At 71.5% G+C, this 25,589-nt stretch carries 25 protein-coding genes and 1 pseudogene; 12 read left to right on the top strand and 14 right to left on the bottom strand.

All coding sequences use genetic code 11. From position 1 onward, the window contains the following. Window positions 1-4: 4 nt before the first annotated feature. The 4 genes and pseudogenes from ABT057_RS00825 to ABT057_RS00810 all read right to left on the bottom strand — a co-directional run. Window positions 5-898 (bottom strand): annotated as a pseudogene (locus tag ABT057_RS00825) (D-alanyl-D-alanine carboxypeptidase family protein); the annotation flags it as partial. 83 nt (window positions 899-981) lie between these two features. Then, window positions 982-2,127 (bottom strand): transcription termination factor Rho, encoded by a 1,146-nt coding sequence (rho, locus tag ABT057_RS00820; protein WP_352340047.1) that lies wholly within the window; start codon window positions 2,125-2,127, stop codon window positions 982-984. Window positions 2,128-2,525: 398 nt separating this feature from the next. Next, window positions 2,526-4,826, bottom strand: coding sequence for an eCIS core domain-containing protein (locus ABT057_RS00815; protein WP_352340045.1), 2,301 nt, complete (start codon window positions 4,824-4,826; stop codon window positions 2,526-2,528). Window positions 4,827-4,936: 110 nt separating this feature from the next. Next, on the bottom strand, window positions 4,937-5,395 hold the full coding sequence (locus ABT057_RS00810) for a MarR family winged helix-turn-helix transcriptional regulator (RefSeq protein WP_352340044.1): 459 nt from the start codon (window positions 5,393-5,395) through the stop codon (window positions 4,937-4,939). A 110-nt stretch (window positions 5,396-5,505) separates the two neighbouring features. Between ABT057_RS00810 and ABT057_RS00805 the strand changes: the two genes are divergently transcribed. From ABT057_RS00805 to ABT057_RS00785, 5 genes are all read left to right on the top strand, one after another. Further along, a complete protein-coding gene (locus ABT057_RS00805; RefSeq protein ID WP_352340042.1) occupies window positions 5,506-6,327 on the top strand; it encodes an alpha/beta fold hydrolase in 822 nt (273 codons plus the stop codon). Window positions 6,328-6,493: 166 nt separating this feature from the next. Next, a complete protein-coding gene (locus ABT057_RS00800; RefSeq protein WP_352340040.1) occupies window positions 6,494-7,264 on the top strand; it encodes an SDR family NAD(P)-dependent oxidoreductase in 771 nt (256 codons plus the stop codon). Window positions 7,265-7,270: 6 nt separating this feature from the next. Continuing rightward, the gene (locus ABT057_RS00795) at window positions 7,271-7,687 is read left to right on the top strand and encodes a VOC family protein (protein ID WP_352340038.1); all 417 of its coding nucleotides are present in this window, start codon (window positions 7,271-7,273) and stop codon (window positions 7,685-7,687) included. Then, window positions 7,684-9,201, top strand: coding sequence for an MFS transporter (locus tag ABT057_RS00790; protein ID WP_352340036.1), 1,518 nt, complete (start codon window positions 7,684-7,686; stop codon window positions 9,199-9,201). The genes ABT057_RS00795 and ABT057_RS00790 overlap by 4 nt, the downstream gene beginning before the upstream one ends. 162 nt (window positions 9,202-9,363) lie before the next feature. After that, a complete protein-coding gene (locus ABT057_RS00785) occupies window positions 9,364-10,266 on the top strand; it encodes a hypothetical protein (RefSeq protein WP_352340034.1) in 903 nt (300 codons plus the stop codon). A 41-nt stretch (window positions 10,267-10,307) separates the two neighbouring features. Here ABT057_RS00785 and ABT057_RS00780 read toward each other — a convergent pair whose 3' ends face one another. From ABT057_RS00780 to ABT057_RS00745, 8 genes are all read right to left on the bottom strand, one after another. Beyond that, the gene (locus tag ABT057_RS00780; protein ID WP_352340032.1) at window positions 10,308-11,090 is read right to left on the bottom strand and encodes an SDR family NAD(P)-dependent oxidoreductase; all 783 of its coding nucleotides are present in this window, start codon (window positions 11,088-11,090) and stop codon (window positions 10,308-10,310) included. 44 nt (window positions 11,091-11,134) lie between these two features. Then, window positions 11,135-12,109 (bottom strand): LysR family transcriptional regulator, encoded by a 975-nt coding sequence (locus ABT057_RS00775; protein WP_352340031.1) that lies wholly within the window; start codon window positions 12,107-12,109, stop codon window positions 11,135-11,137. Between the two features lie 150 nt (window positions 12,110-12,259). Continuing rightward, window positions 12,260-13,216 carry a fumarylacetoacetate hydrolase family protein gene (locus ABT057_RS00770; protein WP_352340029.1) on the bottom strand — a complete coding sequence of 319 codons (957 nt, stop codon included), beginning with the start codon at window positions 13,214-13,216 and terminating at the stop codon, window positions 12,260-12,262. Window positions 13,217-13,219: 3 nt separating this feature from the next. Then, window positions 13,220-14,590 carry an FAD-binding oxidoreductase gene (locus tag ABT057_RS00765; RefSeq protein ID WP_352340027.1) on the bottom strand — a complete coding sequence of 457 codons (1,371 nt, stop codon included), beginning with the start codon at window positions 14,588-14,590 and terminating at the stop codon, window positions 13,220-13,222. Between the two features lie 11 nt (window positions 14,591-14,601). Beyond that, complete coding sequence (locus ABT057_RS00760) at window positions 14,602-15,570, bottom strand: cyclase family protein (RefSeq protein WP_352340025.1); 969 nt, start codon at window positions 15,568-15,570, stop codon at window positions 14,602-14,604. Beyond that, entirely contained in the window at window positions 15,567-16,601 is a 1,035-nt protein-coding gene (locus tag ABT057_RS00755; protein WP_352340023.1) for an amidohydrolase family protein, read from the bottom strand. Before ABT057_RS00755 ends, ABT057_RS00760 begins: the two co-directional genes overlap by 4 nt. Beyond that, a complete protein-coding gene (locus ABT057_RS00750) occupies window positions 16,598-17,722 on the bottom strand; it encodes an FAD-dependent monooxygenase (protein WP_352340021.1) in 1,125 nt (374 codons plus the stop codon). The genes ABT057_RS00755 and ABT057_RS00750 overlap by 4 nt, the downstream gene beginning before the upstream one ends. Window positions 17,723-17,757: 35 nt before the next feature. Next, on the bottom strand, window positions 17,758-18,063 hold the full coding sequence (locus ABT057_RS00745; protein ID WP_352340019.1) for an antibiotic biosynthesis monooxygenase family protein: 306 nt from the start codon (window positions 18,061-18,063) through the stop codon (window positions 17,758-17,760). Window positions 18,064-18,311: 248 nt separating this feature from the next. Here ABT057_RS00745 and ABT057_RS00740 point away from each other — a divergent pair, with 248 nt between their 5' ends. From ABT057_RS00740 to ABT057_RS00720, 5 genes are read left to right on the top strand one after another with little or no spacing between them, the layout of a single operon-like run. Then, window positions 18,312-19,280: a fumarylacetoacetate hydrolase family protein gene (locus ABT057_RS00740; RefSeq protein ID WP_352340017.1), complete on the top strand. Its 969-nt coding sequence runs from the start codon at window positions 18,312-18,314 to the stop codon at window positions 19,278-19,280. Further along, on the top strand, window positions 19,277-20,209 hold the full coding sequence (locus tag ABT057_RS00735; protein ID WP_352340015.1) for a VOC family protein: 933 nt from the start codon (window positions 19,277-19,279) through the stop codon (window positions 20,207-20,209). Before ABT057_RS00740 ends, ABT057_RS00735 begins: the two co-directional genes overlap by 4 nt. Window positions 20,210-20,244: 35 nt before the next feature. Further along, window positions 20,245-21,546, top strand: coding sequence for a histidinol dehydrogenase (gene hisD, locus ABT057_RS00730; RefSeq protein WP_352340013.1), 1,302 nt, complete (start codon window positions 20,245-20,247; stop codon window positions 21,544-21,546). Beyond that, entirely contained in the window at window positions 21,531-22,313 is a 783-nt protein-coding gene (locus ABT057_RS00725; protein ID WP_352340011.1) for an SDR family NAD(P)-dependent oxidoreductase, read from the top strand. Before hisD ends, ABT057_RS00725 begins: the two co-directional genes overlap by 16 nt. A gap of 18 nt (window positions 22,314-22,331) precedes the next feature. After that, window positions 22,332-22,541 carry a hypothetical protein gene (locus ABT057_RS00720; protein WP_352340009.1) on the top strand — a complete coding sequence of 70 codons (210 nt, stop codon included), beginning with the start codon at window positions 22,332-22,334 and terminating at the stop codon, window positions 22,539-22,541. A gap of 15 nt (window positions 22,542-22,556) precedes the next feature. Here ABT057_RS00720 and ABT057_RS00715 read toward each other — a convergent pair whose 3' ends face one another. After that, window positions 22,557-22,964, bottom strand: coding sequence for a nuclear transport factor 2 family protein (locus ABT057_RS00715; RefSeq protein WP_352340007.1), 408 nt, complete (start codon window positions 22,962-22,964; stop codon window positions 22,557-22,559). A gap of 106 nt (window positions 22,965-23,070) precedes the next feature. On the opposite strand from ABT057_RS00715, the gene ABT057_RS00710 reads away from it, so the two are divergent. Together ABT057_RS00710 and ABT057_RS00705 are read left to right on the top strand one after the other, a co-directional pair. Next, window positions 23,071-23,634, top strand: coding sequence for a PadR family transcriptional regulator (locus tag ABT057_RS00710; protein WP_352340005.1), 564 nt, complete (start codon window positions 23,071-23,073; stop codon window positions 23,632-23,634). Between the two features lie 5 nt (window positions 23,635-23,639). After that, the gene (locus ABT057_RS00705; protein ID WP_352340003.1) at window positions 23,640-24,365 is read left to right on the top strand and encodes a class I SAM-dependent methyltransferase; all 726 of its coding nucleotides are present in this window, start codon (window positions 23,640-23,642) and stop codon (window positions 24,363-24,365) included. Between the two features lie 16 nt (window positions 24,366-24,381). On the opposite strand, the gene ABT057_RS00700 is transcribed toward ABT057_RS00705, so the two are convergent. Further along, window positions 24,382-25,548, bottom strand: coding sequence for a serine hydrolase domain-containing protein (locus ABT057_RS00700; RefSeq protein ID WP_352340001.1), 1,167 nt, complete (start codon window positions 25,546-25,548; stop codon window positions 24,382-24,384). Window positions 25,549-25,589 lie beyond the last annotated feature (41 nt).

The following is a 25,589-nucleotide window of genomic DNA, read 5'->3' as shown; positions in this document are numbered from 1 at the left end:
TCACCGTCACCACGAGGGTGCGCGAGCCCCGGTGGGCTGCGGCGACCAGGGTGTTGCCTGCGTTGGTCGTGTAGCCGTTCTTGACCCCGATCAGGCCCGGATAGGGTTCGACGCCGTCGTTTCCGGTCAGCAGCCGGTTGGTGTTCGCGATGTCGTACGGCCGTCCCGCGTCGCCGGGGAACCGTGCCTCCGCCGTGCCGCAGTACCGCGTGAAGTCGGCCCGGCGCAGGCCGGCCCGGCCGAACACCGCCAGGTCGTAGGCCGACGACACCTGGCCGGGGGAGTCGTAGCCGTCGGGGGAGCGGACCTGGGTGTCCAGGGCGCCGAGCGCGCGTGCCTTCGTCTGCATCTGCTCGGTCGTCGCGCGCCAGCCGCCGTTGAGGGCGGCCAGGACGTGCACGGCGTCGTTGCCGGAGTTGAGGAACACCCCGCGCCACAGGTCGGTCACCGAGTACGTCCGCCCCTCGGCGACCCCGACCAGACTGCTGCCGGCCCCGATGCCGCTCAGTTCCTCCTCGCTGACCTCGTGCCGGATCCCGCCGGGCAGGGCCGGCAGAACCGTGAGCGCGAACAGGGTTTTGAGGGTGCTGGCGGGCGGCAGTCTGCGGTGCGCGTTCGACGCGGCGAGCACCTCGCCGGTGCGGGCGTCGGCGACCAGCCAGGACAGCGCCGAGACGTCGGGGACCTCGGGTGCGCCCCGATGGGGCCTGACCTGCGTACCGGGGCGGTGCAGGAGGGAGGGCCGCGGGAGGTGGGTCCGTGCGGTGCCGGGTCCGTCCGTCGGACCGGGGTCCGCTCCGGCCGGGGTGGCGGCCGTGGTGGGTCCGAGGGTCAGGGCGCCTGCCGCACAGAGGGCGCAGGCCGACAGGGCGACCCGAGAGGGGATTCCGAATTTCATATGATCAACGTAGGAATTGACTCGGTCTTCCCCGTGCTGCCCGTGCCGTGGACGGGGCCGCGAGCACCCGGATGCCACACGCCCTACTGGGCGGAGGGCAGCGTCGGCTGGATCCGGCGCAGGAACGTGGCGTTGTCCGGGGTCTCGCGCATCCGCTCCAGGAGCGTTTCCAGGTTCCCCTGGCCGTCCCGGGTCTGCAGGGCCCGGCGCAGTCCGTGCATGGTGGCCAACTCGCCCGGGGAGAGCAGGAGTTCTTCGCGGCGGGTGCCGGAGGTGTTGATGTCGAGGGCCGGGAAGACGCGCCGCGAGGCCGGTTCGCGGTCGAGGCGGAGCTCCATGTTGCCGGTGCCCTTCAGCTCCTCGAAGAAGTAGTCGTCGGCCCGTGAACCGGTCTCGACGAGGGCGGTGGCGAGGATGGTCAGCGAGCCGCCCTCCTCGGCAGCCCGTGCGGCGCCGAAGAACCGCTTGGGGCCGATCAGCGCGGTCGCGTCCACGCCTCCGCTGAGGGTGCGGCCCCCGGCGGCGGCCGCGTTGTTGTGCGCCCGGCACAGCCGGGTCAGCGAGTCCAGGAGGATCACGACGTCCTCGCCGGCTTCGACGAGCCGCCTGGCCCGCTCGACGACGAGTTCGGCGAGGGCGATGTGCTGCCGGGGCGCCTGGTCGAAGGTGGAGGCGTACACCTCGCCGCGCACCGAGCGCCGCATGTCGGTGACTTCCTCGGGGCGTTCGTCGAGCAGCAGCACCATCAGCCGGGCGTCGGGGTGGTTGCCGGCGACCGCGGCGGCGATCTGCTGGAGCAGTACCGTCTTGCCGGTCTTGGGCGGCGCGACGATCAGCCCGCGCTGTCCCTTGCCGACGGGTGCGAGCAGGTCGGTGACCCGCCCGGCGAGACCGGACGCGGGGTGTTCGAGGCGCAGCCGCTGATGAGGGTGCAGGGGGGTGAGGTCACGGAAGTGCCGGCGATTCCGCAGGGCCTCGGGGGTGCGGCCGTCGACGCGCGCCACCTCGGTCAGGGCGCGCTGGGTGCCGCGCACCCCTTCGACGAGGTCACCTTTGCGCAGGCCGTGACGGCGGATGAGCGCGGCCGGGACCTGGAGGTCCGCCGGGGTGGGCAGCAGGTTTGCGGCCCGCAGGTGCCCCTTCCCGCTCGCGTCGATGTCGAGGACACCGGCGGCGACCCGGGCCGGAGGCTGCTGGTGGAGAGGGGGGTGTTCGAGTGTGGTGGTCATGGTGGTCGGTCCTTTCACGGACGGAAGGCATGGGACATGCGGAAGAAGGGGGTCACGGCCGCGAAGGGAGGGCGCGGAGCGCGCCTCGGGCGGCGGGAAACAGCACCTCGGGTGCGGTAGTACTGCGCCGCTGGTGAGGTGGTGCGGGAAAGCCACTGCGCCGACCGAGCGAAACGGTGGGCGGATGGGCAGAGTGAGAGTGAACTGGTACCGGCGCCCTACTGCTGGGCGTGCACGAGTACTGACTGCACAGTACCACGGTGAGCCGTGACGCAAACGAAGGACCGGTTTCCGCCGAGGGGTTCCGCGGTGGCGGGCGTAGGAGTCGACTCGGCGGGCGGGGGCCAACTGGTCCCCACCCATGGCCGGTTGGCGGCCGACGACGCGACGACGCCGTGTCAGGAGGGCAGGAGGAGGTGGGCGACCTTCTGGGCGTGGAGGTTCCGCGCCCGCAGCGCGTCCAGCGTGCCGTACCGGGCGCACAGGTTCCGGAAGCGCTGTGCCTCCCCGTCGACGACCGGTCGGCACCGGGCGATGGCGGCGTTCTCGGCCGCGATCGCCTGATCCCGCCGACGCGCCGCGGCGGTCGACTTCTGGGGATCCTGTGCCACGGCGAGGCAGGCGTCCGTCGCCTTCTCGGCCGCCTCCCCGGCCTTGGTCAGCTCCTCCGCGGCCGGCCCGCAGGTCGAGGCGATGTTCTTGACCTGTTCGACCAGCTCGGGCGCGAGTCCCTGTCCGGCGTCTCCATGGACCAGGTAGGCGTCGATGTTCGCGAGGTCCTCGTCGGCGAACCCCCTGGGAAGAAAGCTTCCGTTCGGATCCTGCCCCGCCCTCTTCAGGTGCCTGTACTGCTCCTTGTCGGCGCGGTGCCAGTCCGCGTGTTTCTGGTCCCCCTTCTGCTCCTTGAGGGGGAGTGACTTCTGGTAGTTGCCGGAGCGGGTCGGCGGTGAGCTGACCAGGAGGCGTTCGTAGCCCGGCGCCATGCCGTCGGCGCCGGTCCGGGTCCCGTCGGCCGCGTGCCACGCCTCCATGCGGCTGCCGCCCATGACGCTGTGCGGCTCCTCCATGTACATGACGTTGAAGCCCATGAGGGCCATCGCCTCGAGGTTTCCGCTGCGGAAGCCCAGGTGGCGGGTGGTCGCGGTGCGGTGCAGGAAGTCGAACACCAGGAACTGGCCGGTGCGACTGTCGCCGCCCCACTTCTTGGCCTCCCCGTCCTTCCAGAACTCGGTGAGGTCGACCACGTTGGCCTTGAAGTCCGGCACCTTCAACTCGCCGGCCTCGACCTTCCTCCGGTGGTCTTCCTCGCCCTCGCGCCGGTAGGCGTCCGCCATGACCTCGTACTTCTTCTTCTCCTCCTTGGGCCTGGTCTTCTCCTTCGGCCCGGCGTCGCCCACGATGACCACCGTGTCCACAGCGCTCAGCCCGGCGATGATCTGAGCCATCCCCAGGTAGCTGGAATCGTGCTCGATGTGGACCTCGCCCTTCTTGCCGCTGAACCTGGACCAGAGGATCGCGACCGTCCCTCCTGTCTTCACGCCCTTGCCCGCCAGCCAGTTCGCGATCTCCTCGTCCTTCGCATGCCCGGCGGTCCTGTCCTCCTGCATGCCCCAGCCGGCCCGGACCTTCCCGCGCATGCCGTCGTCGAACCTCTCGCCCACGTACTTCGTCGCGTCACCGACGGAGATGAGGTTCTTCCTGGCTTCCGTGGCGGAGATCTCCTTCCCGTCCGCATGCGCGAAGTCCTGCTTGTACTGCTCCACGACCTTGTTCCTCGCCTTTTCGTCGGCTGCGACAAGGTGGATCCGGGCATCCTCGATTCCTGATTCGACGTAGAAATCCCGGATCCTGTCGGCGGCCCCGGACTCCCTCGGCGTGGCGGTGAGGTAGACGTGCCGCGTCCTGTCGTGGATCAGCATCGCGGCGATGGCGAACTGGTCGCCGGAGGCATAGCCCGGCTGGACGATCGCCACAGCGGGCTCGGGCTTCGCCGGGGCCGGGGCCGGAGCCGGGCCCTCGTCCTCCGTGGTCGCCCTCATCCGCTGGACCGAGGGCGTCCCGGCGGTGCCGGGCGCCGTCGGATTCCGGTCCGACGGTCGGCGCTGCACCGGTGCCTCGCCTCGCAGCACGCGCGCGGCGTTGGACTCCGCCTCCCGCTCGAACCGGTCCGAGGGGTCGGAGATCCTCAGTCCCGCGCCGTTGTCGGTACCGGCGACGGGCCCCTGGCGCTGCTGGACGACATGCGTCAACTCGTGGGCGAGGGTGTGCCGGTCCGCCCCGCCCTCGCCGATCACGATGTGGTTCCCGGAGGTGAAGGCGCGGGCCCCCACCTCGGCCGCCGAGGACCGCGCGGCACTGTCGTCGTGGATGCGGACGTCGGAGAAGTCGGCGTCCAGACGTGCCTCCATGTCGGTGCGGGTGGCGTCGTCGAGCGGCCGGCCCCCGCTGTGCAGGACGTCATGGACGGCCGAGCGCTGCACGGCCGGCTGCTCCTGGTGTCCGCAATCCGGGCCGTGTTCGTGGCGCTCCTGGGCCCCGGGGTGCCCGGCCTGGCGGAGCAGCTGGACGACGGCCGTGTTCCCCGCGGTGCATTGCAGAGCGAGAAGACCCGGGCGCGGTGCGCCGACTCTGGCCGGCGGGCGGGCCGGGGCCCGCCCACTGTCGGCCTCGGGCTGTCGGGCGTTGTCCTGGGCGTGCACGGGTCCTCTTCGGGTGTGGGAACTGACGCGACGCTCCCTGCTTACGCGATGAGGGGCACGGGGACCAGGTACCCGAGGGCAATGGAGAGGGGCCGTACGGGCAGGAGTGGTCAGGAGCCTTGTCGCAGCCGGCCCAGCACCTCCGGCGAGAGGCGTTCGGCGAGCTCTTCCAGGAGCGTGACCGTCCGCGCGATCTCGTCGTCGTCCGACGTGCCCAGTGCCGCCCCGAGCGCGGCTTCGACGGGGGTCGCCGCGACCTGGGCGCGGCGACCCGAGACCTCCGGGTTGCGGCGCAGCAGGGTGCGGCGGCGGTCGGCGGGATCCGGGGCGGTGAGCACCGACCCGACCTCCTTCAGCCGGGCCACGCACCCGGACACCGCGCTCTGCGGCAGGCCCGTGCGGGTGGTGATCTCGCCGACGGTGGTGCCCGGGTGCGCGTAGACGTCGAGCATCACGATCAGCACGGAACGTGTGCTGGTCGAGTGGGTGCCGACGCCCTCGGTGGGGATGGCCTCCTCGCCGATCTTCATCAGGGTGCGGCCCAGCAGGAAGAGTTCCACTCCGTTCATGGCCACAGGTTACATCCGATCTGATGCATCAGTCTTGATGTATCAGAAATGATGCAATAGCCTGATGGATGTCAGCCCGTCAGTCCGTCGGCATTCATCGAGGAGTCCCCATGCAGGCCACCCTGGCCGTCCCCGGCGCGACCCTGTACTACGAACTCCGCGGCAGCGGACCCCTGTTGCTCGTCGCGCAGAGCGGCGAGGGCGATGCCAACCGCAGTGACGCGATGGTCGACCACCTCGTGGACACGTACACCGTGGTGACGTACGACCGCCGTGGCCTGTCTCGGAGCGTGCTCGGCGAACCCGGCGCCGGCGCCACCCTCGACGAGCACGTGGACGACGTGCACCGCCTGCTCGCCGAAGTCACCGACCGCCCCGCGCTGATGCTCGGCTGCAGCATGGGAGCCGTCATCGGCCTGCGGCTCGCCGCCCGGCACCCGGGACAGCTCGCCACGCTCGTCGCGCACGAACCCGCCATCCCCGGCCTGCTGCCCGAAGCCGAACGGCTCCGCACACGGGCCGAGCTGGACGAGATGCGGGCCGTCTTCGAGCGGGACGGCTGGATCGCGGGCGTGAAGCGGATCGGGGAACTGCTCGGCATCGATCCCGCCCGGCAGGAGACCGAGCCCGGCGCCCGGCTCGCCCCGCTGGACGCCTCCCGCGAGGCGAACTTCGACTTCTTCATCCGCCACGACGCCCTCACCATGCGCCACGCCGACCTGACTCCGGCCGAACTCGACGCCCTCAAGGCCGGGCCGGTCCGCATAGTGCCGGCCGCGGGGCACACCACCCCCCGGACCGTCTTCGACTACCGCTGCGCCGAGCAGCTTGCCGCCGGACTCGGCGCCGCGCTCACCCACTTCCCCGGCGGCCACAACGGCAACATCACTCACCCGAAGGGATTCGCGGAGGTGCTGCGCGGCCATCTGTGAGCGGGCGGAATCAGAGGCCGTACGGCCCGGCTCGCGGCGCCCGCCGCATACCAGCCATACGAACCCCCGATGCCCCCGCACTGACACATTTCTTGTTCCGGCCAAAGGCCCTCCCTACGCTGCCACCACCGCACTCCGGCGGCACGAACAAGGGGCTTGGGCAATCATGGGTCGACTGGCCGGGAAAATCGCCTTCATCAGCGGCACGGGAGCCGGAATAGGACGGGCCGCGGCGCAGATATTCGCCGCAGAAGGCGCCCGGGTATTCGGCTGCGACATCGACTCCGACAAAGACGCGGAAACCGTGGAACTGGTGGAGAAGGCCGGGGGAGTGATGCGCTCCGGGGCACCGGTCGACCTGTCCACGGAATCGGGCGCGGGGGAGTGGGTCGAGGCCGGAATCGCCGAGTACGGCGGGATCGACATCCTCTACAACAACGCCTCCGCGCTGCGGAACGGACCCTTCGACACCCAGCCCGTGGAGGACTGGTACTTCACCCTCCGCAACGAGCTGGACATCCCCTACCTCTGTACCCGCGCCGCCTGGCCGCACCTGGTCGCGCGCGGCGGCGGCGCCGTCCTCAACGTCGCATCCGTGGCCGCCGTACGCGGTGCCCCGTTCCTGCCGATGGTGCCGCACGGCGCCGCCAAGGGCGGGGTGCTGGCGATGAGCAAGCACCTGTGCGCGGCGGGCGCCCCGCATCGTATCCGGGTCAACACCATCGCCCCCGGTATGACCCGCACCTCGGCCACCGCCCCCTTCCTCGACGACCCCGAGGGGCCCAGGGCGCGGCTGGAGGCGCGGATCCCGGCCGGCCGGGTCGCCGAGCCGGAGGACATCGCCCGGGTCGCCGCCTTCCTCTGCTCCGACGAGGCGGCCTTCGTCAACGGCGCCAACCTCATGGTCGACGGCGGCGACAGCGCGATGGCGGGCTGAGCGGACGTGACCACGCGACTCGACCACGTGGGCGTCAACGTCCGGGACCTCGCGGCCCAGACCGCCTGGTACAAGGGCGCGTTCGGGCTGGAGACCGTCTTCGAGTTCCGGCTCGACGGGCCCGGCCTCAGTGGCGTCGTCCTGGCCCATCCGGACGGCTGGCGCCTCGAACTGCTCGCCCGAGCCGGCTCCACACCCGGCCTGCGGGCCCCGGACCCGGTGACCGCGGCCCTCACCGAGGGATACGGCCACTTCGCGGTCACCACTCCCGCACTCGACCCCGTCCACGCGGCCCTGCTGGCCGGCGGAGCGGGCGAGGCCCTCGCACCCGGACCCTCCCCCGAGCCGGGTGTGCGCATGGCCTGGGTCACCGACCCCGAGGGAAATCTCATCGAACTCATAGAGCGACGGAGTACGGAATGACAAGCGTTCTGAAAAGGCTCGACAGAGGAACACTCATTGCCTGCTGTCTGGCCGTTGCCGCCGCACAGTTGTGCATCACCGTCCCCTCTCCCATCAACGGAGAGATCCAGGCGGCATTCGGCGCCTCGGGTTCCCAGGTCGCCTGGGCCACCTTGGCGTTCATTCTGCCCACCGCCATTCTCGAGCTGAATTTCGGCGTGGTGGGCGACCTCTTCGGCCGAAAGCGCCTGCTGGTGCTCGGCGGACTCGTCCTCGCGCTCGGTGAACTCCTCAACGCCACCTCCCAGAACCTCACCATGCTCTGGATCGGCCAGGCCCTCGCGGGCATCGGCGCGGCCGCGCTCTTCCCGAGCTCCCTCGCCGTCATCGCGGCCGCCACCCCGGACGAGAAGGACCGCGCCAAGGCCGTCTCCACCTGGGCGCTGAGCATCTCCCTCGCCTCGGCCGCGGGCCCGCTCTCGTCCGGTCTGCTCGCCACCGTCGCCGATTTCCGCTGGGCGTTCGTGCCGCCGGTGATCCTCGGACTGGCCGTCGCCGTCACCAGCCGCCTCCTCGTCACCGACTCCAAGGCCCCCGAGGGCCGAACGCTGGACTGGCCCGGCCAGATCACCGTCGCCGTCGGCCTCACCGCCCTGCTCTGGGGCATCATCGAGGGCGGCGAACGCGGCTGGAGCAGCCCGGCCATCGTCGGCTCCCTCACTCTCGCCGCCGTGGCACTGATCGCCTTCGTGGCCGCCGAGAAGCGCTCCGCCTCACCCATGTTCAACCTCGACCTGCTGAAGATCCCCTCCTTCGCCGCGGCCGCGGTGGTCGCCCTGGCCGGCATGTTCGGCTTCATCGGCACCGCCTACTGCGTCTCGATCCGCCTCGGTGCCGTCATGCACCTCAGCCCGCTGCGGGCCGGCATGCCCTTCGTGATCCTCCAGCTCGTGCCACTGCTCCTGGCGCCCGTCCTGAGCCGGATGCTCACCCGCGTCGAACCCCGCTGGCTCCTCATGGGCGGCCTGCTGCCGATGGCCGTGGGCCAGTTCTGGATCGCCGCCCTGCCCATCACGACCACCTCCCTCGCCGCGTTCATCGGCCCGGTACTGCTGCTCGGCGTCGGCTTCATCTGCGTCGTCTCCTCGCTCACCTCCGCCGCCGTGAACGCCGTACCGATCCACATGACCGGCATGGCGAGCGGGGCGACCAGCCTGGTGCGGGAGTTCGGGCAGGGCCTCGGCCCCGCCGTCATCAGCACGGTCGCCATGAGCGCCGCGTCCTCCGCGCTGGTCGGCAAGCTGAGCGGCCCCGACGCCGGGATGGAGGCCGCGGCAGGGCCTCTCGCCGTCGTCAACGCCGGCAGTGACAGCGCCCGCGCCGCCGCCCAGACCGCCCTGGCCCACGGTATGGCGGTCGGTGTGGTGATCTGCGGCTGCGCCTCCCTGCTGGGCGCGCTGGTCACCCTGCTGCTGGTGCACAGGAACACCGCCCGGGCGGCGGTGCCCGCACCGGTGCAGGCGGCGAACGCATAACCGCTCCGGCACGACTCCGGACAACCGGTTCGTCAGGGTTTCGCCACAGAAGGGGCCGGGTGAAAAATCCGGCCTCTTCGAGGTTTACCTCAGATGTCCCCAGAGGGTAACGATCCGTGACGTCAAGGGACTTGACCGCCTTCAGTGCACTATCTTCACGCCATGTCCACGCCGCCTGAGCCTCCGCAGCAGCCGTCCGACGCTACGGCCCAGCCGAGCGCCTACCCGTATCCGCATCCGCAGTCGCCCGGCCCCGGCGGGCCGATGGGATTCCCGCCGGCCGCGCCCGTGCCCCAGGCGGGCCAGCAGAACACTCATGCCCAGCCGACCCTGGTCGGTGTGCCCGCCCAGCCCGGTCAGCCGGGACAGCCCCAGCCGGTCAACCCGTACCTCCAGCAGGGCCCGTACCCCGTGGTCGGCCCGCCGCCGCCCCCGAGAGGCGGCGGCGCCGGCAGAGCAGTCCTGTGGGCCGCCGTGGGCGCGCTGGTGGCCTCAGCCGGCTGGGCGGCCGGTGTCTTCCTGCTCGGCACCGGATCCGACCCGGACCTCCGCGGTTACTCGGCGCCCTCGAACCTGTGCAACGCAGCCGACTACTCGTCCTTCCGCGAGGAGTACCCGGACAACGACACCGCCCCGACCCACAACACCCTCGAGGACGACGCCCTCGACGAGGGGCTGTGCAACCTCAGCCTGAAGAAGTCCTCGTCGAGCTACGCGGACGCGTACCTCTACCTCCAGCTGGACCGGCACAAGAAGACCGACCCCGGGCCGGAGTTCACCGCGAACTGGAAGAACTACGGTGACAGTCACACGGGTTACGACGTCGACGTCGTCACGGGGATCGGCGACGAGGCCTATCTGGTCAGCGACGACACCACGTCCGGTTCGTCGAGCGGTTCCATGTACGCCACACTCGCCGTACGCGACGGCTGGGTGACGTACACGATGACCTACAGCGCCTACTACTCCTCGTACGACGACGACACGGACCCGCCGACCCTCGACGAGGTGTCGGACTGGCTGAAGGCGGACACGCGGACGACGCTCGGGGACCTCAGGGACTGAGATCCCGGCGAGCGCACCACGACACGGCGGCCGGACCCACCTCAGTGGCCGGCCGCCGGTGCGTCCAGCGCGTTCGTGATCGCCTTCACCCCGCCGTGCGCCGCGTACCCGCCGTCCACGGTGATCTCCGCGCCGTTGACGTACGACGCCTCGTCCGAGAGCAGATACACCACGAGCGGGGCGACCTCCTCCACCGAACCGGCCCGGCCCTGGGGCGTCATCGCCAGGTGCGCCGCGACGAACACCGGGTTCGCGGTGGCCATCAGCGGAGTCTCGATGTACCCGGGATGCACCAGGTTCGTCCGGATGCCGCGCGGCGCCAGCTCCAGCGCGGCCACCTTCGACAGACCCCGCAGCGCCCACTTGCTCGCCGTGTACGCCACCGCGTGATGGGCGGTCAGAGCGGCGACCGACCCCACATTGACGATGGCAGAGCCGGCCGGCATCAGCGGCGCGAGGGCCTGGATGCCCAGCAGCGCACCCGTCGCGTTCACCGCGAACGCCCGTTCCCAGTCGGCGAGTTCAACCTCGCCGAGGCGGGCCCGCATCGGGATGCCCGCGTTGTTCACCAGACCGTGCACGACGTCCAGCCCGCCCGCGAGGGCGGCCCACTCGTCCGGTGAGGAGACGTCCAGATGCCGGTAGCGCACGTCCAGGCCGTCGGCACGCAGGCCCGCCGCGAGCTTCTCGCCGGCCTCGTCCAGGACGTCGGTCGCGACCACCGCCGCGCCCTCCCGGGCGGCCGCCGCCACCTCCGCGGCCCCCTGGCCCTGCGCTGCTCCGGTGACGACGACGGTACGGCCCGCCAGGCGCGTACGGCTCACGGCTCCTCCAGTGCGTAGGGGACTCTCGGGCTCTCCCCTCCACGCTAGGAAGCCGCGGTCAGCTCCGGAAACGCGCGTTCCCCATGGCTGTCATCCGCGCCGGCGATCTCCGGCTCGTCCAGACAGGCACCGACCCTGCGCACGGTCTCCCGCAGCCAGCGGTGCGCCGGGTCCGCGTGCCGGTTGTGGTGCCAGTACATGGCCTCCACCAGCGGTACGTCCGGGAAGGGCGGCTCCACGACGGCACAGCGCGCGAAACCCTCGTAGCGCCGCGCCAGCCGCTCCGGCACGAGGGCCACCAGGTCGGTCCCGCTCACGAGGAACGGCAGAACACTGAAGCCCGGCGTGCTGACCTGCACCTTCGGCATGATGCCGAGGGTCTCCAGCTGCCGGTCGGCCGGTGTGAGGCTCTTGCCGATGGCGCACGCCGCGTGCGGCATCTCCGCCAGGTCGCGCAGCCCGAGCCGCCCGTCCACGACCCGCGGATTGCCGGGGTCGACCAGACAGACGAACCGGTCGTGCATGACCGCCTCGCTGACGCCGGGCAGCTGATAGCCGAGCGGCACGATCATCAGGTCGTGGCAGCGCAGATGGGTCTCCGTCTCCAGCTGACCGTCGACGATCGGATGGAAGTCGATGCGCACCCCCGGCGCCTCCGCCGCGATGACCCGCAGCAGCGGCTCCACGAACACCGTCATCACGTAGTCGGACATCACCACGGAGAACCGCTGCCTGCTGCGCTGCGGATCGAAGTGGCGGGTCAGCGACAGGGCCTCCTCCGCTTTGTGCAGGGAGGCCTGCACGACGGGCAGCAGCCGTTCGGCCAGCGGCGTCAGCTCGTACTCGCGGCCGACCCGGACCAGCAGCTCGTCGTTGAAGTGACGACGCAGCCGGGCCAGCGAACCGCTCATCGCGGACTGGCTGGTCGACAGGCGCACACCCGCGTGGGTGACGTTCTTCTCCTCCAGCAGCGCTTCCAGCGCCACCAGAAGATTGAGGTCGATCGCTCCGAGACCCACGTGTGTCCCCTTCCGGCCGCGCCGCGTCCTTGAAGCTCGGCTGCATCGGAGGGTAACCAGTGCGGCCGAGGCGGGGAAGACTCCGGGACGCAACTCACAGGGATCCGATGACAGCCATCGGACTGCTGGATACCCGCAGGTCAAAGCCCGCTACGGGCGGGGCGTGCGGCCCCGCTTGCGGGCCCGCGGGAGGTAGGCGTCCGTCCGCCCCGGCACGATCCGGTTGCGCAGGGTGCCCAGCCGCTCCACGGTCAGCTCCACCTCGTCGCCGGGCGTGAGCGGCGGTGGGGTGCGCTCGCCGAGCCGGCCCCAGTGCTCGGCCAGCGCACCCCACCCGCAGGTCCCCGATCCCAGGACGTCCCCGGGCCGCACCCAGGTGTCCCGGGAGGCGTAGGCGACCATCTCCTCGAAGGTCCAGGAGGCGTTGGCGAGGCTGTCGCGGCCGATCAGCTTCCCGTTGAGGGTGACCGTCATCTCCAGGTCCAGGAAGCCGTCGGGATCGCGCCGGTCCTCGACCTCCTCGGCGGTCACGAGGTACGGGCCCAGGGTGTTCGCGAAATCCTTGCCCTTGGAGAAGCCCAGGCCCAGGTTCTTCTCCGGTTTCTGCAGGTCACGGGCCGACCAGTCGTTGAAGACGAGATAGCCGGCGATGTGCTCGCGTGCCCGTTCGGGCGTGAGGTCCCGCCCGGCGCGCCCGATGACCGCCCCGACCTCCAGCTCGAAGTCCAGCACCGAGCAGCCCGCCGGGACGCGCACGTCGTCATGGGCGCCGTGCCCGGCGTGCGGGTTGGTGAAGTAGAAGTTCGGTGCCCGGTACCACTCCTCGGGTACGTGCTCGAGTCCGTCCAGCGACTTCGAGACCCCCTCGATGTGTGCCTCGAAACCGACGAAGTCCCGGATGGACGGCGGCTTCAGCGGTGGCAGCAGTCGTACCTGATCGACCGTCAGTTCACTGGCGAGAGCCAGTGCTTCGGCGCCTGCCTCGTGAAGCCGCTCCTCCTCGAGGAGCGTCAGCACCGTCATGCCCTCGGGCAGCGGGTGGACGACCCCGTCCCGGACCGCCCCGGCACGCTCCATGCCCTCGTACTCGTACGCCGCGAAACGCATCGCTCAACTCTCCCAGTGGTTGGTGTTGGTGACAGCTCCGGCGCTGAGATAGCCCGCGAACACGCCTTTCGGGTCGCGGGCGGCCCGGATCTCCCGCAGCCGCCCCCATTGCGCGTCCCCCATGAACCTCAACTGCCGGACCGTGAAGTCGGAGTCGCCGAGGTACTGGCCCACGGTCACCGGCTGCATGTCCGCCATCGCCGAGTCCAGCCAGGCCCGCAGCTCGGCGTCCCGCGCCGGGTCGTCATGGACGACGTATGTGGCGCAGTAGATCTCGGACTGCAACGAGAAGGCCATGTCCGGCAGCCGGCGCAGAGGTGCCATCGAGAACCAGATGGTGAAGGTGCCCGGTGTGGGGTGCTCGGTGAACGCCTTGCGGATCGCGGGGACGACCTGATCCGCCGTCCCGGTCAGCCAGGCGTTGTCCACGAGGTAGCGGTGTCCCTCCGGGTTGGCCGTCCGCTGGTTGTCCAGCTGTTCGGCGAGGGTGGTGGGCCGGGCCTCCACGCGGAACAGGGCCCGGCCCGCGTACGGGCCCGCGTGCAGCGGGGCGAGCGCCTCGGCGGCCTGCTCCGGGGTGTCCGTCATCGAGACGCCCGTGACCAGCAGCACGGGCGTCGTGGAGCCGGGCGGGGTCTGGGTGAGCGCGACGATCTCCACCAGGTCCGACACCGTGTGGTGCATACCGTGCAGCCAGGTCATGACCTCGTCGAAGAGGTCCAGCGGGTAGGCGTGGACCGTGTGCGCGAGGTGCCGGGGGAGCGGGCGGGTGCGCAGGTGGAAGCGGGTGACCACGCCGAAGAATCCCGGGCCCGCGCCGCGCGCCGCCCAGAACAGGTCGCTGTGGTGCTCCTCGTCGGCGCGTACCGGCTCGCCCTCGGCGGTGACGACGTCGATCGCCACGATGTTCTCCGCCGCCCAGCCCCAGCCGCGCGCGTTCCAGCCCTGCCCGCCCTGGAGCAGGAAGCCGCCGATACCCACCGAGGGGCAGTGCCCGCCGTTGAAGAAGCGCCCGAACTCACCCAGGTACGGGTTGAGTTCGTCGCCGCCCTTGACGCTGGGAGTGGCGGTCACGATCCCGGTGTCCGGGTCGTAGGCCAGCTCCCGGAAGCCCCCGAGGTCGATCAGCAGTGCGTCGTCGCGCACCGACCAGGCGGCCCAGCTGTGCCCGCCGGAACGGACGGCGACCTGCCAGCCACGCTCCAGCGCGAGCCGTACCCCCTCGACGACGTCCCGCTCGCAGACGGCCTCCAGGACGGCCGCCGGCCTACGGTCCGAGGGACGGCGGGCGTTGAAGACCCGGCCGAAACAGGCCTCGTCGAAGCCGTCCTCGCCCGGGAAGCGCAGCGTGCCCGAGAACCGGTCCGTGTTCATGGCGGGTGTCCTCACTTGACCGCGATGGGGTTGACGGGGGCGCCGACCGCACCCGTCACCGGCAGCGGCGCCGCCACCAGCAGGAACTCGTACACTCCGTCGGCCGCGCAGTCCTCGGCGAGCGCCTCCAGATCCCACATCTCGCCCAGCGGCAGCCCCATGTTGGGGATGGCGATCTGGTGCAGCGGGGACATCGCCGGCCCGTCGAACTCGTACGGCCGCACCTCCAGGCCCCAGGTGTCGGAGGCGACGGCGGCGATCTCCGTGCGGTGCAGCCAGCCGAGCGACGTGAAGGACAGCCCCGGCGCGTCCCCCGCCGCGTAGCCGCCCCACCCGCCCAGCCGCCGGACCCGTCCCAGCTGCCCGGTGCGGACGAGGACGATGTCCCCGCGCCGGACCGTCGAGGTCGCTCCCTGCGCCTCGATGGTGGCGCGCAGGTGCTCCTCCAGGATGGGGAACCCGTCCGGGAGTTCACCGAGCTCGTCCCCGACCGACCGCCCGACGTCCAGCAGGACGCCCCGCCCGGTGAAGGCGTCCCGCATGTGCTCGATGCCGGTCACCGAGTCGCCGTTGCCGTCGACGATCGTGCACGGACGGCCGTTCCACGCCTGCTTGTTGTCGTAGATGTGGCCCAACCCGTCCCACTGCGTGGAGGCCTGAAGGGGCATCACCACATGGTCGTCCGCGCCGCCGAAACCGTGCGGGAAGCCCTGGGTGCCGGCCGCCGCGTCCGACCCGGTGTCCTTCATGTAGTGCACCGGGTTGATCCGGCCCCGGAATCCGCGTTGCGGCCCCGACTCGTTGAACTCCAGCGCGAGGGACAGGGAACGGCCCCGCCGGACCAGCCCGGCGGCGTGGGCGCGGATCGCGTCGTCGATGAAGTTGAGCGTGCCCAGCACGTCGTCCTCGCCCCAGCGGCCCCAGTTGCGGTAGGCGGCACGGGCTTTGGCGAGCTCTTCCTCGATGGGCCCCAGAGTCATCGCGTGCGTCCTTTCAGCAGCAGGTCGAGGGCGTTGCCCCCGGCGATCGCGGCCCGGTCGGGCGGGGCGAGGCCGGCGGCGTCCAGCCGGGCCAGCGGATCGTCGACACCCATGTCGAAGGGGTGGTCCGTACCGAGCACGACCCGGTCCGCGCCCACCTCCGCCACCAGATGGCGCAACGCGCGCGGGGTGTAGACGAGCGCGTCGAACCACATCCGTCGCAGATAGGCGCTCGGCGGCTCCGCGCAGCCGCGTGCGTCCTCCCGCACCCGCCAGGCGTGGTCGGAGCGCCCGATGTACGTCGGCAGATAGCCGCCTCCGTGTGCGGCCACCAGCTTCAGCCGGGGGAAGCGGTCCAGGACACCGGTGAAGATCAGGTGCGACAGGGCGACGGCCGTCTCCACCGGCTGTCCGACCGTGTTGCCCAGATAGTGCGTGGCGAGCCGCTCGCCCAGCGAGCACCCCCACGGATGCACGAACACGACCGCCCCCAGCTCCTCGGCCGCCGCCCACACCGGATCGTGCGCCCGGTCGGCCAGCTCCCGTCCGTTCACGCTGGTGGAGACGCTGATCCCGTGCAGCCCGTACTCCCCGACCGCCTCCTCCAGCGCCGTGACCGCCGCGTCGGGATGCTGGAGCGGCACCGTGCCGAGCCCGTACAGCCGCTCGGGCGCCAGGGCACGGTGTCCGGCGACCGCCTCGTTGACGGTCCGGGCCAGCCGCACGGCCGTCGCCCGGCCGGTCCAGTAGTGGTGCATGGGCATCGGACCCACCACCTGGATGTCGACGCCCATCGCGTCCAGATCGGCCAGCCGCTCCGACACGTCTGTCAACTTCGGCCTCAGCCGGTCCAGCTGGGCCCGGTTGACGGCGAGGGACGCCGGCGAGTGGGCGCGCTGCTCGGCGGCCAGTTCGGCGGCGAATCCGGGCGTTCCCGCGACGAGGGCGTCGGCGGCGGGGACGGCGAGATGGCCGTGGAAGTCCACCACGGGCGGGCCGGACCTGTGCTGCCCGTTCCGCGGCGCGCTCACGCGGCCGCCGTCAGTGAGTCCAGGGTCTCCGACATGATCCGTGCGGGGTCGGCGCCCGGCGTGCCCGGGTGGATCTCCCATTCGGCCAGCCGGAGCGAGTTCTCCAGCACCATCCGCACCCGCGGCGACCGCCGGGCCATGAAGTGCTCCAGCGCCTTCTGCAGCGGCTCCTCCCCGCAGACCAGTTCGGCCAGGAGCACCGCGTCCTCCATGCACATGGCGGCGCCCTGCGCGATCAGCGGCGGACAGGCGTGCGCCGCGTCCCCGACGACCACGGCCCGGCCGCGGTACCAGGGCTCGTCGACGAGCACCGCCTCGATCCAGCGGTAGTCGACCGCGGTGTCCTCCGGCAGCGCGGCGACGATCCGCCCCCACAGGCCGCCGTAGCCCGCCCCCCGCTCCCGCATCAGCGCCAGCGGGGCACGCGGGCCGATGAGCGCGGCGTCCAGGTTCTCGTCCAGGAGGTAGGCGTAGCACCGGTCGGCGGAGATCGGGCTGTAGCCGGCCTTGAAGCGCGGACCGCCGTAGTACACCTCGTGGCAGACCATCTCGGGAGGACGTTGAGCGACCACCCGGAAGATGGACATCCCGACCGGCGTCGGCAGGGTGTCGATGCCGATCAACGGACGCATGCGCGAGTTGATCCCGTCGGCACCCACCATCAAGTCGTAGCGGCCCGTCGTACCGTCCGTGAAGGTGACGTCCACATGGTCAAGAGACTGATCCATCCGGTCAACACTGAGGCCGAGGCGCACGGTGACGCCGTGCGCGAGCACGGCGTCACACAGTGCGTCCTGCAGGTCCGACCGCAGCGCACCCGCGGTCGACGGCAGGTCGGGCCCCCCGGTGTGCGGAGTGGGCAGCTCCGCGATCAGTCGGCCGTCGGCCTGCAGCAGCCGCAGCACGTCGAACGGCACGGCCCGCTCGAGGACCCGATCCAGCACCCCGACGGTCCGCAGCGCCTTCAGCGCGTTCCCCTGGAGGGTGATGCCGTGTCCCACGCCGAACCAGCGCGGGGAGATCTCGACGAGCTCGACCTCGACGCCGCGCTGGGCGAGCGCGACGGACAGCACGCTTCCGGTGATGCCGCCGCCGACGACGAGCACCTTCTGTACGGGCATGGGCGATCCTTGCGAACGTAGAAGCCGGTGAGAGGTCAGCCGAGGAGACGCGGGCCGAGCTCGTGGTAGTGCTCGACGGCCGGCGGCCCGGTGAAGAAGGGGCCGACGAGGGCGCGCCAGCGCCCGAAGCGCTCGGACCCGCGGAAGCCGACCGTGTGTGCCTCGACCGATTCCCAGCCGACGAGCAGGAGGTACGTCCGGGGCCGCTCCTCGCAGCGCAGCAGCTCGGCCCAGCGGAAGCCGTCGGCCTCGGCCAGTACCTCGCGGGCCGCGCCGAAGGCCTGCTCGAACTCCGCCTCGCGGCCGGCCTCGACGGCCAGCTCGGCATGCTCGACCACCATGGGGCCCTCCTGACGGTGCTGGGGTGCTCCGAGCCTGGTGGGCGGGTCGGTGCAGGTCAACGGATCGAGGCATCGGCAAGGGGGACGTCATCCATCCCTTACGGCGATGGACCCGCCGCACGGGCGCCGGTGATGGCAGGCATCGCCAACGGCCATTTCCGCCCCCGGCCCCGGCTGCCTAGCGTCGACGGCAAGCCCCGAACGGTACGGGGAGAGCCGCCCGTGCCCGACGACCGAGGAGAGCCGCCGTGCCCGACGATCCCCTGCCCTCACACGCCGGCCCCTTCGCGCTCGGCACGTTCCGCGACGGCTCCGGGCCCTTCCCGGGCCTGGTCACCGGCGCCCGGGTCCGCGACCTGTCGGACCTGGCACCGTCGGTGCGCGCCCTGGTCGAGGACTGGGACTCCTGGCTGCCCCGGCTGCACGCCCTCGTGGAGGGCACCGACGGCACCTGGCACGACCTCTCCGGCCTCGAGGTCCTCGCCCCGGCCGAGCCCGGCCAGATCCTGCAGAGCGGCGCCAACTACCGCAAGCACGTGGTCGATCTGGTCGCCGCCGAGAAGGAGAGCGTGCACGGGGCGACCCCGCAGGAGGCCCGCGCGGACGCCGAGACGATGATGGACGAGCGGATCCGCAGCGGAGTGCCGTACGTCTTCCTCGGCTCCCCGCGCGCGATGTGCGGCCCCTACGACGACATCGTGCTCCCCGCCCTCGGCGCACAGCACGACTGGGAACTCGAACTCGCCCTCGTCATCGGGAAGCCGGGCCGGAACATCCCCGCCGAGGAGGCGATGGCGCACGTCGCCGGCTACACCATCTGCAACGACCTCACCACCCGCGACCGCCTCTACCGGCCGGACCTGAAGGCCATCGGCACCGACTGGTTCACCGCCAAGAACGCCGACACCTTCCTGCCGACCGGCCCCTTCCTCGTGCCCGCCGACTTCGTCGGCGACCCGAACGACCTGCGGATCACCCTGCGGCACAACGGGATCGTCCGGCAGGACGAGTCGACCAAGGACATGATCTTCGACATCCCACGCCTGATCGCGTACGTCTCCACGACCACCACCCTGCGCCCCGGCGACCTGCTGCTCACCGGCTCCCCGGCCGGCAACGGCGCGCACTGGGGCGTCTTCCTGAAGCCCGGTGACGTGCTGGAGTCGCAGATCACGGGCCTGGGCCGGCAGCGCAACACCGTCAGGAGCGCACTGTGACCGACCTCATCACCCACCTCCGCCATGTCGACCTGGCCGTCCCCGACTTCGCCCGGCAGCGCGCCTTCTACGGCGGTACCTGGGGCCTGACCGAGGTCGCGAACGACGGGGGACTCGCCTTCTTCGCCGCCGAGGGCAGCCCCGAGCAGTACGTCGTGCGGATCCGCGCCGACGAGCGCAAGCGGATGGACCTGGTGGCGTTCGGGGCCGCCTCCGCGGACGCGGTCGACGAGCTGGCCGTGCGGCTCGGGCGGGCCGGGGTCCGACTCGTGCATGAACCAAGGGCGTTGGACACTCCGGGCGGCGGCTACGGTATCCGCTTCTTCGATCCGGAGGGGCGGGTCGTCGAAGTGTCGGCCGACGTCGCCGTCCGCGCCCACCGGAGGATCGAGGAACGCGAGGCGATCCCGGTGCGCCTCTCGCACTGCGTGGTCAACTCCCGTGACCCGGAGGGCCTCAGGGACTTCTACGTGAAGCACCTCGGCTTCCGGCTCACCGACACCCTGTACTCCGCACACATGGGCGACCTCATGTACTTCCTGCGATGCAGCCCTCTGCACCACTCGTTCGCCATCGCGCGCGGCCCCCATGTCTCCCTGCACCACGCCTCGTTCGAGATGCGGGGGGTCGAGGAGTACATGCGCGGCACCGGCCGCGCGCTGCGCGCGGGGACCCGGCTGACCTGGGGACCCGGCCGGCATCTCGCGGGCGACAACACCTTCTCCTACTTCCACGATCCGCACGGCAACACCGTGGAGTACACCACCGAACTCGCCGTCCTCGAAGAGGACCTGTGGCATCCCGGCCACCATGACGTCGACGACCCGATGACGCAGGACCAGTGGGGGACCGCCGACCCGATGAGCGAGTCGGTCGCCAAGGAGCAGTTCAACGATCCCGACGTGCTGTTCGAAGCGCCGCCCGTCTGACCCGGCTCCGCAACCCTTCGAGAAAGGCCGCAGTTGTGGCAGAGATCCTGAAGAACGCCGTGCCGAAGGCCGAGGTCACCGCCTCCCTGGACCAGGTGCGGACGACCGTGGCAGGCGTCATCGCCGACATCCGCGTGCGGGGCGACGAGGCCGTGCGCGAGTACTCCGAGAAGTTCGACAACTGGAGCCCGGACTCCTTCCGTCTCTCCGAGGAGGAGGTCGAGAAGATCGTCGCCTCGGTGCCCCAGCAGGTCATCGACGACATCCGTTTCGTCCAGGAGCAGGTGCGCGCGTTCGCCCGCCATCAGCTGGACTCCCTGAAGGAGTTCGAGGTGGAGACGCTGCCCGGGGTGCGGCTGGGACAGAAGCACGTCCCCGTGCGGGCCGCCGGTGCCTACATCCCCGGCGGCCGTTACCCGCTCACCGCCTCCGCGCACATGACGGTCGTGACCGCGAAGGTGGCGGGCGTGGAGCGGGTCGTGGCGTGCACGCCGCCGAGCCGGGGCGAGATCCCGGCGGCGACCGTCGCCGCGATGCACCTCGCGGGCGCGGACGAGATCTGGCTGCTGGGCGGGGTGCAGGCGGTGGCGGCGATGGCCGTCGGCACGGACACCATGGAGCCGGTCAACCTGATCGCCGGGCCCGGCAACGCGTACGTCGCCGAGGCCAAGCGGCAGCTCTTCGGCGAGATCGGCATCGACCTGTTCGCCGGCCCCACCGAGATCCTCGTCCTCGCCGACGACGCCGCGGACCCGTTCGTGTGCGCCGTCGACCTGTTGTCCCAGGCCGAGCACGGCCCCGACTCGCCGGCCGTCCTCATCACCACCTCCCGCGAGGTCGCCGAGCGGACGATCGCCGAGGTCGAACGCCTGCTGCCCGGCATGCCGACGCGGGACTTCGCGGAACCCGCCTGGCGCGATCACGGGCAGGTGCACGTCGTCGACTCGCTCGACGAACTCTACGAGCTGGCCGACGAGTTCGCGTTCGAGCATGTGGAGGTGCTCACGGCCGAGCCGCGTCTCGCGTTGCGGCGGATGACCCAGTACGGGGCGCTCTTCCTCGGTGAGGGCACCTGCGTGTCCTTCGGCGACAAGGTCATCGGCACCAACCACGTCCTGCCGACGCGGGGTGCCGCCCGCTACACCGGCGGCCTGTGGGTGGGGAAGTACCTCAAGACGGTCACCTACCAGGAGGTCACCGACACCGGGTCCCAGGCGCTGCTGGGCCGGCTGTGCGGCCGGGCCTCCCGGGTGGAGCTGTTCGAGGGCCACGCGCGCTCCGGGGACGTACGGGCCGCCCGGGCGGCGGGCGACGAGCTGCCGTGGAACAAGCCGTGAGGCTCGACGGGCGGACGGCGCTGGTGACGGGCGGGGGAGGACCGCTCGGCCGGGCCTTCGCCCTCGCGCTCGCCGGCGCGGGAGCGCGGGTGATTCTGGCCGGCCGCTCGCCGGGCGCCCTGGCGGAGGCGGCGCGGCACGTCGAGAAGGAGGGCGGCGCGGTCCGCACCGCACCGTGCGATGTCTCCGACCCGGCCTCCGTGACCGCCCTCGCCGCCGAACTGGCCGACGAGGACGTGTCGTTGCTCGTGAACAACGCGGGCGTGGCGGGCCCGGTCCGCCCGTTGGTCGACGTCGAGCCCGACGACTGGGACGAGGTCTTCGCGGTCAACGTCCGCGGGGTGTATCTGATGTGCCGGGCCTTCCTCCCGCCGATGCTGGCGGCCGGCCGCGGTGACGTGGTCAACATCGCCTCCGTGAGCGGCAAACGGCCGCTGCTGAACCGGACCCCGTACACCGCTTCCAAGATGGCCCTGCTGGGTCTGACCCGCACGCTGGCGGGCGAGGTCGGCCCGCGCGGCGTCGCGGTCAACTCCCTTTCTCCCGGCCCTGTCCGGGGACCGCGGATGGACCGCAACTTCCGTCTCACCGCCGAACTCACCGGCTGCACCGTCGAGGAGGCCGAACACGACTTCGCCTCCCGCGCGGCCCTCGGCCGTCTCGTCGAGGAGACCGAGGTCGCCCGGGCCCTGTTGGCGATGCTCGCGATGCCCGGCCTGTGCGGGGCGGACATCGACCTGTCGGCGGGGATGATCGCCCCCTCGTGAGCCCCCCCCGCCACCGCCGTGCGCCCCGGCACCTGCCGCGGTGACGTCGTCCTCACCGTGGCGCTCGCCCGCGACGTCACCTACGAGACCCTCACCTTCCCCTTCCGGCAGGCCCTCCACGCCGACGGCACCGGGGTCGACCGGCAACAAGGGCGTCGTACGCACCGGCGTCATCGCCGACGACGGCGCGAGCGTCGTCGTGAAGCCCTCGCGCTCACCATCTCCTGACCCCGGGAGGACGGTTCAGGAGGCGGAGGCCGACCGGGCCTCCGCCTCCTTCACGATCTCGTCGAACCGTGCGCCCATGGCCGCCGCGAGCGCCTGTGCGCCCGACAGCGGCCGGACCATCACGGTCAGTTCGTCGATCAGTCCCTCCTCGTCCAGGTGGATGAAGTCGCAGCCGGTCAGTGCCCGGTCGCCCACCCTGGCCGTGAACACCAGCGCGTGGTCGCGCCCCTCGCCCCCGGCGAGCTCCCGCTCGTACCGGAAGTCCTCGAAGACCTGGGACACCGCGCGCAGGATCGCCGCGGTGATGGCCTTGCCCGGGTACGGCTTGAATACGACCGGGCTGCTGAACACCACGTCCTCGGCCAGCAGCGCCTCGACGGCCTCGAGATCGCCGGCCTCGACCGCCTCACGGAACGCGCGCATCGGATCACCCCACAGAGACATGAGCACCCCGGAGATCCGGAGACCACATACTCAATTTGTTGATTAAGTGCGGATGACAATAATCAACCGCTGTTACCGTGTCCACATGTCCCTCAAGTACGCCGTCCTGGCCGCCCTGCTGGAGGGCGAGGCCTCGGGCTACGAGCTGTCGAAGGTCTTCGACGTCTCCCTCGCGAACTTCTGGCCCGCGACCCCGCAGCAGCTCTACCGGGAGCTGGAGCGCCTCGCGCAGGACGGACTGATCGCGGCACGGGTGGTGCGGCAGGAGCGCCGGCCCGACAAACGGATGTTCACCCTCACCGAGGCCGGCCGCGCGGACCTGGACGCGTTCGCCGCCGCCCCGCCCCGCAGGCCCACCGCGATCCGCGACGAACTCCTCATCAAGATCCAGGCCGCGGACGGCGTGGCCCCCGAGGTGAGCCGGGCGCTCATCGAGGAACGCCTCGGCTGGTCCCGTGGCAAACTCGCCCGCTACGAGCGGGTCCGCGAGCGACTGCTCGCCGGCCGCACCGAGGACGAGTACCTGAGGGAGGCAGACCGGATCGGGCCGTACCTCACCCTGTCGGCCGGCATCGCCTTCGAGGAGGAGAACGCGCGCTGGTGCGAGCGCGCACTCCTGCTCCTCGAGCGCCGCGCCGCCGTAGGCTGAGGGAGATGTTCAGTCCCGAAGGCCCCACGCTGCGCGAACTCGCCGTCCAGGCGCTGTCGTCCGTCGAGCACGGCTACGACCTCCTCGCGCCCAAGTTCGACCACACGCCGTTCCGCACCCCGGACTCCGTGCTGACCGCGGTCGCCGCCGCGCTGAAGGAGTCCGGCCCCTACGACGACGGCCTCGACCTGTGCTGCGGGACCGGTGCCGGGCTGGACGTCCTCGCGACGCTCTGCACGCGCAGTGCGACCGGGGTGGACTTCAGCGCGGGCATGCTCGACGAGGCCCGCCGGCGGTCGCACCCCGACGGGCCCCGTCTGTCCTGGGTACGGGCCGATGCCCGCGCCCTGCCGTTCACAGCGGCCTTCGACCTCGTCGTCAGCTTCGGCGCGTTCGGGCACTTCCTGCCCCGGGAGCTGCCGGGCCTGTTCGCCCAGGTGCACGGCGTGCTGCGGCCCGGCGGACGCTTCGCGTTCCCGGTGCTCGCCCCGCCGCGCCCGTCGTCCCCCGCCTTCTGGATGCTCCTCGGCTTCGACACCGTGATGCGGGTGCGCAACGCGGTGTGGCGGCCGCCGTTCGTCATGTACTACCGGGCGTTCCGCCTCGGCGAGGTGCGGCGCGACCTCGAACGCGCGGGCTTCCGGGTGGACCTGCGGGCGCTGCCCGAGTTCGGCGAGAGGAGCGACGGAAGCCCGCGGGTCCGTATGGTCGAGGCGCACCGGGCGGTCTGACCCCCTCCAGGCGCGGTCACACCACGCTGTAGAGCGCCTCGACCAGGGCCATCTTCCGCGGATCGTTCGCGATCCGCGGCCCCATGCGGTTCATGACGTATCCGAGCGACACCCCGGCCTCGGGGTCGGCGAGCCCGCAGGAGCCGCCGAAGCCGTCGTGTCCGACCGCGCGCGGGTTGGGCCCGTAGGAGCCGTCGGCGCCGCTGAGCCACAGGCCCAGCGCGACCTCCGTCTCGTGCTCGAACCCGGCGCCCAGCACCAGGTCCCGGCAGCCGCCCTGCCCCTCGCGCACCCGCTCGGCCGCCTCGGGGGACAGGACGCGGTGACCGCCGTGGGAACCGCCTCCGGTGACGATCCCGTACAGCGCGGCCACCGCCCGGGCCGTGCCGTGGCCGTTCGCGGCCGGAATCTCCGCGGCCCGCCATCCGGGCGAGTTCGCCTCGGCGGCGCCGACCACGGGGTTGGTCAGGGCGGCGATGGCCGCTGGAGCCAACTGGGCGAAGACGGCGGCCTGTTCGCTGGACGGCGCGGCCGGCGGATGCACCAGCTCGGCCGCCCGGTCCACCTCCTTCTCCGGCAGCCCGATACGGAAGTCGATCCCCAGCGGCCCGGTCACCTCCCGTTCCAGGAAGGCCCCCGGCATGAGCCCCGACACCCGCCGCACGACCTCCCCGACCAGGAAGCCGTACGTGAACGCGTGATACCCGGACCGGGTGCCCGGCTCCCACCAGGGCTCCGTGGCCGCGAGGCGTGCGGTCGTCAGCTCCCAGTCGTAGAGCTGCTCCAGCGAGTGCGGGATGCGCAGGCCGGACAGCCCGGCGCGGTGCGACAGCAGGTGCCGTACGAGTACGTTCTCCTTGCCGGCCGCCGCGAACTCGGGCCAGTACGCGGCCACCGGCGCGTCCAGGTCGAGCAGTCCGCGGTCGGCCAGGACGTGTGCGCACAGGGCCGTCGGGCCCTTGGACGTCGACCACACGTTGACCAGCGTGTCCCGCTCCCACGCGCGTGTGCGCGCCGCGTCGGCCCAGCCGCCCCACAGGTCCGCCACCGTCACCCCGTCGACCGTGACGGCCACGGCGGCGCCCAGTTCGCCCCGGTCCCGGAAGTTCTCCTCGAACGCCGTGCGCACCGCCGCGAAACGCGGGTCGCAGTGGCCGTGAACCTGTGGCACGTGCTCGGACATGGGTCCTCCGTGGTCCTCCGGAACCCCGGACCGCGACGCTG

The sequence above is a fragment of the Streptomyces sp. NPDC002588 genome (assembly GCF_040295925.1).
In the GTDB taxonomy this organism is placed as follows: Bacteria; Actinomycetota; Actinomycetes; order Streptomycetales; family Streptomycetaceae; genus Streptomyces.
The sequence above is the reverse complement of the archived record's forward strand: the minus strand, read 5'-3'. Positions and strand labels throughout refer to the sequence as shown.

Excerpts from the sequence above, each read along its gene's own strand:
- rho (WP_352340047.1), bottom strand. The coding sequence starts at position 2,127 with ATGACCACCACACTCGAACACCCCCCTCTCCACCAGCAGCCTCCGGCC.
- ABT057_RS00810 (WP_352340044.1), bottom strand. The coding sequence starts at position 5,395 with ATGAACGGAGTGGAACTCTTCCTGCTGGGCCGCACCCTGATGAAGATC.
- ABT057_RS00805 (WP_352340042.1), top strand. The coding sequence starts at position 5,506 with ATGCAGGCCACCCTGGCCGTCCCCGGCGCGACCCTGTACTACGAACTC.
- ABT057_RS00800 (WP_352340040.1), top strand. The coding sequence starts at position 6,494 with ATGGGTCGACTGGCCGGGAAAATCGCCTTCATCAGCGGCACGGGAGCC.
- ABT057_RS00790 (WP_352340036.1), top strand. The coding sequence starts at position 7,684 with ATGACAAGCGTTCTGAAAAGGCTCGACAGAGGAACACTCATTGCCTGC.
- ABT057_RS00785 (WP_352340034.1), top strand. The coding sequence starts at position 9,364 with ATGTCCACGCCGCCTGAGCCTCCGCAGCAGCCGTCCGACGCTACGGCC.
- ABT057_RS00770 (WP_352340029.1), bottom strand. The coding sequence starts at position 13,216 with ATGCGTTTCGCGGCGTACGAGTACGAGGGCATGGAGCGTGCCGGGGCG.
- ABT057_RS00765 (WP_352340027.1), bottom strand. The coding sequence starts at position 14,590 with ATGAACACGGACCGGTTCTCGGGCACGCTGCGCTTCCCGGGCGAGGAC.
- ABT057_RS00760 (WP_352340025.1), bottom strand. The coding sequence starts at position 15,570 with ATGACTCTGGGGCCCATCGAGGAAGAGCTCGCCAAAGCCCGTGCCGCC.
- ABT057_RS00750 (WP_352340021.1), bottom strand. The coding sequence starts at position 17,722 with ATGCCCGTACAGAAGGTGCTCGTCGTCGGCGGCGGCATCACCGGAAGC.
- ABT057_RS00745 (WP_352340019.1), bottom strand. The coding sequence starts at position 18,063 with ATGGTGGTCGAGCATGCCGAGCTGGCCGTCGAGGCCGGCCGCGAGGCG.
- ABT057_RS00715 (WP_352340007.1), bottom strand. The coding sequence starts at position 22,964 with ATGCGCGCGTTCCGTGAGGCGGTCGAGGCCGGCGATCTCGAGGCCGTC.
- ABT057_RS00710 (WP_352340005.1), top strand. The coding sequence starts at position 23,071 with ATGTCCCTCAAGTACGCCGTCCTGGCCGCCCTGCTGGAGGGCGAGGCC.
- ABT057_RS00705 (WP_352340003.1), top strand. The coding sequence starts at position 23,640 with ATGTTCAGTCCCGAAGGCCCCACGCTGCGCGAACTCGCCGTCCAGGCG.
- ABT057_RS00700 (WP_352340001.1), bottom strand. The coding sequence starts at position 25,548 with ATGTCCGAGCACGTGCCACAGGTTCACGGCCACTGCGACCCGCGTTTC.